This is a genomic window from Kitasatospora sp. NPDC048540, assembly GCF_040651175.1.
GTDB lineage: Bacteria > Actinomycetota > Actinomycetes > Streptomycetales > Streptomycetaceae > Kitasatospora.
Genome location: NZ_JBEZIR010000107.1, coordinates 23,351 through 31,313 on the forward strand (window position 1 = coordinate 23,351; position 7,963 = coordinate 31,313).

The following is a 7,963-nucleotide window of genomic DNA, read 5'->3' on the forward strand; positions in this document are numbered from 1 at the left end:
GGGCGGCCCCCACCGGAAATCACGGGCTACTCCCGCGCCCTCGCGCTGCCCACGTGCTCGAAAGGGTCCACCCGCATGAACAGAGACCGGCTCATCCGCAGATCCGTCGCCCTCGCCGCCGCGGCCGGCCTGGCCCTGACCGCCGCGGCCTGCAGCTCCTCCGGGACGGCGGACACCTCCGCCGCCAAGGGCGGCAGCTCGGACGCCGCGGCCCCGCTCGACCCGGCCACCAAGGTGACGATCAGCATCGACTGCCAGCCGCCGGTCACCAAGGCCGCCGAGCGCAAGCAGTGGGCCGACGACGTCGCCGCGTTCAACAAGCTCTACCCGAACGTCACGGTCAACGCGAAGGACGGCTTCCCCTGCGAGGAGCCCGCCGCCTTCACCGCCCAGCTCAAGGGCAAGACCCAGACCGACGTCTTCTACAGCTACTTCACCGACCTGAACCAGGTCCTCGACGCCGACGGCGCCGAGGACATCACCGCCTACGTCAACGAGAAGTCCGTCCCGGCCCTGGCGGACATCGACCCCTCGGTGCTGGCCACCCTCAAGTCCGACGGCAAGCTCTACGGCCTGCCGTACTCCAACTACAAGATGGGCCTGCTGTACAACCGCAAGCTCTTCACCCAGGCCGGCCTCGACCCCGACAAGCCGCCGACCAGCTGGGAGGAGATCCGCGAGGACGCCAAGAAGATCGCGGCGCTCGGCAACGGCGTCAACGGCTACGGCGACTACAGCGCCACCAACCAGGGCGGCTGGCACTACACCGCCGAGCTGTACGGCCTCGGCGGCTCGATGACCGACCAGGACGGCAAGAAGGCCGCCTTCAACACCCCCGAGGGCAAGAAGGCCGCCTTCAACACCCCCGAGGGCAAGAAGGTCCTGCAGAACCTGTACGACATGCGCTGGACCGACAACAGCATGGGCGCCACCCAGGGCCTCAAGTGGCCCGACCTGATGACCCAGATGTCCACCGACAAGCTCGGCATGTACGTCGGCGCACCGGACGACATCACGTACATGGTGCAGACCCTCAAGGGCAACTACGCCGACTACGGCATGGGCCCGATGCCCGGCGGCAGGTCGGCACTGCTCGGCGGCAACGACTACCTCTTCAAGAAGGGCTCGACCCCGGACCAGATCAAGGCCGGCATCGCCTGGATCAACTTCAAGTTCCTCACCATCGGCAAGGGCCAGTTCGACTACGCCCGCAACAAGACCGCCGGCCTGCCGGTCGGCCTGCCCCAGCCGTTCTTCTTCACCGGCGCCAGCCTGGCCGCCGACAACAAGGCCAAGGCCGCCGATGCCACCGTGCCGGTCCAGAACTACGCGCCCTACCTGGCCGCCTCCGTCCCCGGCAAGACCGAGCCGGCCAACGCCCAGCAGATCTACAAGGTCCTGGACAACGCCGTCTCCGCCGTCCTGACCGACCGGAACGCCAACGTCGACAAGCTGCTCTCGGACGCCGAGAACCAGGTGAACCAGGTCCTGGCGAGCCTCCAGTAACGGCCCGCGGGGGCCGGTGGCAGCGAGCCCACCGGCCCCCGCGCCGCCCGCACCCACCGGACCAGCCGACCCAGGAGTCCCTCCCCATGGCAGCGATCAGCGTCTCGGCCCGCCGCAAGCCGGCCGGCCCGCCCCCGGACCTCGCCCCCGCCTCCCGCCGCGCCGCACTCGCGCAGCGCGTGCGCCGCAACCTCACGGCCCACGGCTTCCTGCTCGGCGCGCTGCTCTGCTTCGCCTGCTTCTCGTGGTACCCGATGGTCCGCGAGATCGTGATGAGCTTCCAGCGGACCAGACGCGGCAGGACCACCTGGGTCGGCCTGGACAACCTCCGCCACATCACCGAGGACCCGGCCTTCTGGCAGGCCTGGCGCAACACCCTGCTGTTCACCCTCCTCGCCCTGGTGCTCGGCTTCGCCGTCCCGTTCCTGGTCGCCGTGCTGCTCAACGAACTGCGCCACGCCAAGGCCTACCTGCGGGTCCTGGTCTACCTGCCGGTGATGATGCCGCCGGTGGCCTCGGTGCTGCTGTTCAAGTACTTCTACGACCCGTCCTACGGACTGTTCAACAGCGTCCTGCACGCCCTGCACCTGCCGACCTCGGCCTGGCTCAACTCCGCGTCCACCGCGATGGTCTCCGTGGTCATCGCCGCCACCTGGATGAACATGGGCGGCGCCACCCTGATCTACCTGGCCGCCCTCCAGGGCATCCCCGGCGAACTCTACGAGGCGGCCGAACTGGACGGCGCCGGACTGCTGCGCCGGATCTGGCACGTCACCATCCCGCAGACCCGGCTGATCCTCTCGCTGCTCCTGCTGCTGCAGATCGTCGCCACCATGCAGGTGTTCGTCGAACCGTTCCTGCTGACCGGCGGCAACGGCCCGCAGGGCTCCACCACCACCGTGGTCTACCTGATCTACCAGTACGCCTTCAACTTCAACAACTACGGCAGCGCCTCCGCGCTCGGCCTGGTCATGCTGGTCGTGCTGGCCGGCTTCTCCGGACTGTACGCGCGGCTCAGCCGCACCGCCGACTGAGGAGCGGCCGCCATGCGCACCCTGATCTCCGACACCCAGCTGAACCGCCGCGGCGGCCGGATCGTCTACTGGACGGTGCTCGTCCTGGTGGTGGTGGTCTTCACCCTGGTCTTCCTCGGCCCGCTCTACTGGCTGGTCACCGGTGGCCTCAAGTCCACCCGGGAGGCCGTCCAGAGCCCGCCGACGCTCTTCCCGAGCGAGATCCACACCGACACCTACCGCGAGGCGTGGAGCCAACTGCGGATGGGACGGCTGCTGTTCAACACGCTCTACTACGCCTTCGGCGCGCTCGCCCTCCAGCTGGTGTTCGACGTCGCGGCGGCCTACGCGCTGTCCAAGCTGCGCCCGGTCCTCGGCAACCTGATCCTGGGGATGATGCTCGCAACCCTGATGATCCCGGCGGCCGTCCTGATCGTGCCGCAGTACCTCACCGTGCTGGACCTGCCGCTGGTGCACCTCAACCTGATCAACACGCCCTGGGCGATCTGGCTGCCCACGGTGGCCAACGCCTTCAACATCTTCCTGCTGAAGCGCTTCTTCGACTCCATCCCCGAGGAGCTGATGGCCGCGGCCGCGATGGACGGCGCGGGCCCGCTGCGGGCCCTGTGGTCGATCGTGCTGCCGATGTCGCGGCCGATCCTCGGCGTGGTCTCCATCTTCGCGGTGGTCAACGTCTGGAAGGACTTCCTGTGGCCGATGCTGGTCCAGCCCGGCCCGGCGAAGCAGCCGCTCAACATCGGCATCAACTCGCTCTCGCTGGGCGTCTCGCAGAACGTGATCATCGCCGCGCTGGCCATCGCCTCGGCGCCGACCATCGTGTTCTTCCTGATCTTCCAGCGCAACATCATGGCCGGCCTGACCTCAGGCAGCCTCAAGGGCTGACGGCCCGTCACCCATCGCCAGCCTTCTGAAAGGGGCCCCACCGTGGCACAGCAGCCCGAGCACTCGGACTGGTGGCGGGACGCCGCGATCTACCAGGTCTACCCGCGCAGCTTCGCCGACGGCAGCGGCGACGGCACCGGGGACCTCGCCGGGGTCCGCTCCCGCCTGCACTACCTCGCCGAACTCGGCGTCCAGGCAGTCTGGTTCAACCCCTGGTACCCCTCCCCGATGGCCGACGGCGGCTACGACGTGGCCGACTACCGGGACGTCGACCCGGCCTTCGGCACCCTGGCCGAGGCCGAGAAGCTGATCGCCGAAGGCCTGGAACTGGGCATCCGCACCATCGTCGACATCGTGCCCAACCACGTCTCCGACGCCCACCCGTGGTTCGCCGCCGCCCTCGCGGCCGGACCCGGCAGCCCCGAGCGGGACCTCTTCCACTTCCGCCCCGGCCGCGGTGAGAGCGGCGAACTCCCGCCCAACGACTGGAGATCGGAGTTCGGCGGCTGCCCGTGGACCAGGACGGTGAACGCCGACGGCAGCCCCGGGCAGTGGTACCTGCACCTGTTCGCCGCCCAGCAGCCCGACCTCAACTGGCACCACCCGCAGGTCCGCGCCGAGCACGAGTCGATCCTGCGGTTCTGGTTCGACCGCGGCGCAGCGGGGGTGCGGATCGACTCCGCCGGCCTGCTCGCCAAGGACCCGGCGCTGCCCGACTTCACCCCGGGCCGGGAGCCGCACCCGTACGTGGACCGCGACGAACTGCACGAGATCTACCGCTCCTGGCGGCGGATCGCCGACTCCTACGCCGAACCCCGGGTGCTGATCGGCGAGATCTGGGTCCCCGACACCGAACGCTTCGCCCGCTACCTGCGCCCCGACGAGCTGCACACCGCCTTCAACTTCGACTTCCTGGCCCGGCCCTGGGGCGCGGCCGAGCTGCGCGCCTCGGTCGACGCCACGCTCGCCGCCCACGCGCCCGTCGGCGCGCCCGCCACCTGGGTGCTGTGCAACCACGACGTGACCCGCACCGCGACCCGCTACGGCCGGGCCGACACCGGATTCGACTTCGCCGCCAAGGCCTTCGGCACCCCCACCGATCTGCCGCTCGGGCTCCGCCGGGCCCGGGCGGCCGCCCTGCTCTCGCTGGCCCTGCCCGGCTCGGTCTACCTGTACCAGGGCGAGGAGCTCGGTCTGCCGGAGGTCGAGGACCTCCCGCTGGAGCGCCTCCAGGACCCGATGCACCTGCGCTCGGGCGGCACCGACCCCGGGCGCGACGGCTGCCGGGTGCCGCTGCCCTGGTCCGGCGCCGAGCCCCCGTACGGCTTCGCCCCGCCCGGGGTCGAGCCCTGGCTGCCGCAGCCGGCCGACTGGGCGGCGCTGACGGTCGAGGCCCAGTCGGGCGACCCGGACTCGATGCTGGAGCTCTACCGGGCCGCGCTGCGGATCCGCCGGGAGGCGGTGGGCGGCGGGTTCGGCTGGCTGCCCGCGGACCCCGGGGTGCTGGCGTTCCGGCGCGCGGGCGGCTTCCGCTGCCTGGTCAACCTGAGCGCCGAACCGGTCGCGCTGCCCGCCGACGGCGCGGTGCTGCTCGCCAGCGGTCCGCTGACCGGTGGGCGGCTGCCGGTCGACACCGCGGTCTGGCTGAACGGCTCGTAATCTCGTGGACACCTGTCTATGATTACTGGACATCTGTCCATAGCGAGTGAGTGAGTGACCGACGATGCAGATCCTGTCCGTGGTACTGGTGGCTCTGGTGGCCCTGCTGCACACCTACTTCCTGGTGCTCGAGATGTTCCTGTGGCAGCGCCGGCCCGGTCGGGAACTCTCCGGCTTCGACGCCGAGATGGCCGCCGCCACCGCCCCGCTCGCCGCCAACCAGGGCCTCTACAACGGCTTCCTGGCCGCCGGACTGGTCTGGGGCCTGATAGCGGCCGACCCGACCGGGTACCGGGTGCAGATCTTCTTCCTGAGCTGCGTCGTGGTGGCCGGCCTGTACGGCGCCGCCACCGCCAACCGGCGGATCCTGTTCGCCCAGGCGCTGCCCGGGGCGCTGGCCCTGACCGCCGTCCTGGTGGCCGGATGACCCCGGCCGCCGACCCCAGGGCCGAGCGGACCAGAGCGGCCCTGCGGGCGGCGCTGCTCGCCGAGTGCGAGCAGCGGCCGCTCGAACAGGTCAGCGTCTCCGCCGTGGTCCGGCGGGCCGGGCTCGGCCGGGCCACCTTCTACCTGCACTACCAGGACCTCCAGGCGCTCGCCGTGGACGCCTGCGCCGAGGTGGTCCGCGAGGCCGTCGACGCCCTGCACGCCTGGCGCGGCACCCCGGACCCGGCGGCCCCGCCGCCCGCGCTGGAGCAGTTCCTCGGACAGGTACGGGAGCAGGCCGGGCTGTACCGCTCGCTGCTGCACCCCGGGGGGAGCGGGCCCCTGGGGGAGCTGCTCAACCGGCAGCTGCGGGAGCGCAGCCGGGCCGAACGCGAACTGGCGGGCGCCCCCCACCCCGAGGTGGTGGCCACCGCCGTCGCCGGAGCCTTCACCGCCCTCCTCGCCGACTGGCTCCACACCCCTCGGGCCGCCCCGCCGGCCACCCTGGCGGCCCACACCTGGCGCCTGCTCATCTCCCTCCACCGCACCCGCTTCACCTAGCCGGGGGCGCCGGGGCCGTCGGTCCGTGCGTCAGCCCGCCGCGCCCCAGCCCGTCCGGTACGCCGTCCAGTGTTCGTCGGTGGCCGTGAAGTCGACGTACAGGGCCAGGCCGAAGGACTGCCGGGTGCTGTGGCCGAGCCCCAGACGGGCGCCGCGGACGGCGGCGCCCACCGTCTCCGCCGAGCCGCGGTGCTGGTAGGTGTCGTCCCAGTAGGCGGGCAGCCCCATCAGGAGGTCGACCCGCTCCGGAGTCACCTCCAGCGCGAGCCGGGTCTGGTGGACGACGTACCCGCCGTACAGCGACTCCAGCTGCATGCTCGTGTCGTACGACATCACCGCGATCTGGTCGACCCGGCGGGCGGCCTGCGCGAAGTACGCCTGGGACCACCACTTGCCGTGGCCGGAGAGGGCGAGCCCGGCCGCGTGGAGGCCGGGCAGCGGGTCGATCTGCGGCGCCGCGACCGAGAACGGCACGCCGCGCCCGGAAGTCGTCGCGTGCACCTGGTCGAGCAGCTGCAGGAAGCCCGGGTCCCCGGAGTGCACGGGTTCCATGTCGAAGTGCACCCCGTCGAAGCCGAGGTCCAGCACCTGGACGGCGGAGGCGTTGATCCGGTCGCGGACGTCGGCCCGGTCCAGGTGCAGTCCCTCCTTCTCCGGGGCGACCACGTCCCCGAGCCAGGACTGCACCCGCACCCCGGGCAGCGCCCGGTGCGCACCGGCCAGGAACTCCTGGGCCTTCGGGTACAGCGCGGGGTCGAGCGAGCCGTCGTGGGCGAGCGGTCCGGTGTGGACGTACAGGTCGCGGATGCCGGTGCCGGCCAGCCGCCGGCCGAGGGCCGCGAGGTCGGCGTCCCCCTTTCGGCCGTCCACCCAGGCGTGGCCCAGCCAGACCGCGTCGCGCCCCCGGGTCCGGGCCTCGGGGGCCGGGTCACCGGCGTAGGCGATCCGCAGCGCGGCCGCCGCTCCCGCGATCGGGAGCAGCACCAGGGCCAGTGCCAGCAGGGCCGCCACGCCGATCCGGCGGCGCCGGCTCCAGCCGCGCCACCTCGCCCGGATGGCCCGCAGCCTCGCCCGTATCGCCCGTCCCACAAGCCCTCCCCGTCGTCGTCCGGCGTCCATCAGGACGCCCACGATGCGAAACGGGTTCCGTGCGGACGGCCCCGGACGGATACCCTGGCCGGGTGCGTGCCGGATCACGGACCGGGACCGCATAGCCGACAGCCGTCGCATCCAGGAGCAGCCACATGGCCACAGCCGTCCCCTCGTCAGCCCAGACCGTCTCCGCCCAGCAGGGTCGTGCGGACGCGTTGCGTGAAGCCCTCGCCACCCGGGTGGTGGTGGCGGATGGTGCGATGGGCACCATGCTGCAGGCGCAGGACCCGTCGATGGAGGACTTCCAGCAGCTGGAGGGCTGCAACGAGGTCCTGAACGTGACCCGCCCGGACATCGTGCGTTCGGTGCACGATGCGTACTTCGCGGTGGGTGTGGACTGTGTGGAGACCAACACCTTCGGTGCGAACCATGCGGCGCTGGGTGAGTACGACATTGCGGAGCGGGTGTTCGAGCTGTCCGAGGCGGGCGCGCGGATCGCCCGCGAGGCCGCGGACGCGTTCACCGCGCGGGACGGCCGGGTCCGCTGGGTGCTGGGGTCGATCGGCCCGGGCACGAAGCTGCCGACGCTGGGGCATGCCCCGTACGAGCTGCTGCGGGACGGGTTCCAGGCGAATGCGGCGGGTCTGGTCGCGGGTGGTGTGGATGCGCTGCTGGTGGAGACCAGCCAGGACCTGTTGCAGACGAAGGCGGCGGTGCTGGGTTCGAAGCGGGCGCTGGTGCAGGCGGGGGTGGATCTGCCGGTGCTGGTGCAGGTGACGGTGGAGACGACCGGCACGATGCTG

8 protein-coding genes are annotated in these 7,963 nt (G+C 71.5%); 7 read left to right on the forward strand and 1 reads right to left on the reverse strand.

Going from position 1 to position 7,963, the window contains the following annotated elements:
- Positions 1-75 precede the first annotated feature (75 nt).
- The 6 genes from AB0D08_RS30945 to AB0D08_RS30970 all read left to right on the forward strand — a co-directional run bounded on the left by AB0D08_RS30945 (position 76) and on the right by AB0D08_RS30970 (position 6,068).
- Positions 76-1,506: an extracellular solute-binding protein gene (locus AB0D08_RS30945; protein WP_359893515.1), complete on the forward strand. Its 1,431-nt coding sequence runs from the start codon at positions 76-78 to the stop codon at positions 1,504-1,506.
- 86 nt (positions 1,507-1,592) lie between these two features.
- Positions 1,593-2,540 carry a sugar ABC transporter permease gene (locus AB0D08_RS30950; RefSeq protein ID WP_033817557.1) on the forward strand — a complete coding sequence of 316 codons (948 nt, stop codon included), beginning with the start codon at positions 1,593-1,595 and terminating at the stop codon, positions 2,538-2,540.
- A 12-nt stretch (positions 2,541-2,552) separates the two neighbouring features.
- A complete protein-coding gene (locus AB0D08_RS30955; protein ID WP_359893517.1) occupies positions 2,553-3,422 on the forward strand; it encodes a carbohydrate ABC transporter permease in 870 nt (289 codons plus the stop codon).
- A 42-nt stretch (positions 3,423-3,464) separates the two neighbouring features.
- Positions 3,465-5,081 carry a glycoside hydrolase family 13 protein gene (locus AB0D08_RS30960; protein WP_359893519.1) on the forward strand — a complete coding sequence of 539 codons (1,617 nt, stop codon included), beginning with the start codon at positions 3,465-3,467 and terminating at the stop codon, positions 5,079-5,081.
- Between the two features lie 64 nt (positions 5,082-5,145).
- Positions 5,146-5,508, forward strand: a complete 363-nt coding sequence (locus tag AB0D08_RS30965) for a DUF1304 domain-containing protein (protein WP_033817554.1) — start codon at positions 5,146-5,148, stop codon at positions 5,506-5,508.
- A complete protein-coding gene (locus AB0D08_RS30970) occupies positions 5,505-6,068 on the forward strand; it encodes a TetR/AcrR family transcriptional regulator (protein ID WP_033817553.1) in 564 nt (187 codons plus the stop codon). The genes AB0D08_RS30965 and AB0D08_RS30970 overlap by 4 nt, the downstream gene beginning before the upstream one ends.
- A gap of 30 nt (positions 6,069-6,098) precedes the next feature.
- Here the strand turns inward: AB0D08_RS30970 and AB0D08_RS30975 are convergent, their stop codons facing one another.
- Positions 6,099-7,157, reverse strand: a complete 1,059-nt coding sequence (locus tag AB0D08_RS30975) for a hypothetical protein (RefSeq protein WP_233288857.1) — start codon at positions 7,155-7,157, stop codon at positions 6,099-6,101.
- A 155-nt stretch (positions 7,158-7,312) separates the two neighbouring features.
- Between AB0D08_RS30975 and AB0D08_RS30980 the strand changes: the two genes are divergently transcribed.
- Positions 7,313-7,963, forward strand: a 651-nt coding sequence (locus AB0D08_RS30980; protein ID WP_359893521.1) for a homocysteine S-methyltransferase family protein, incomplete at its 3' end; no start/stop codon positions are given.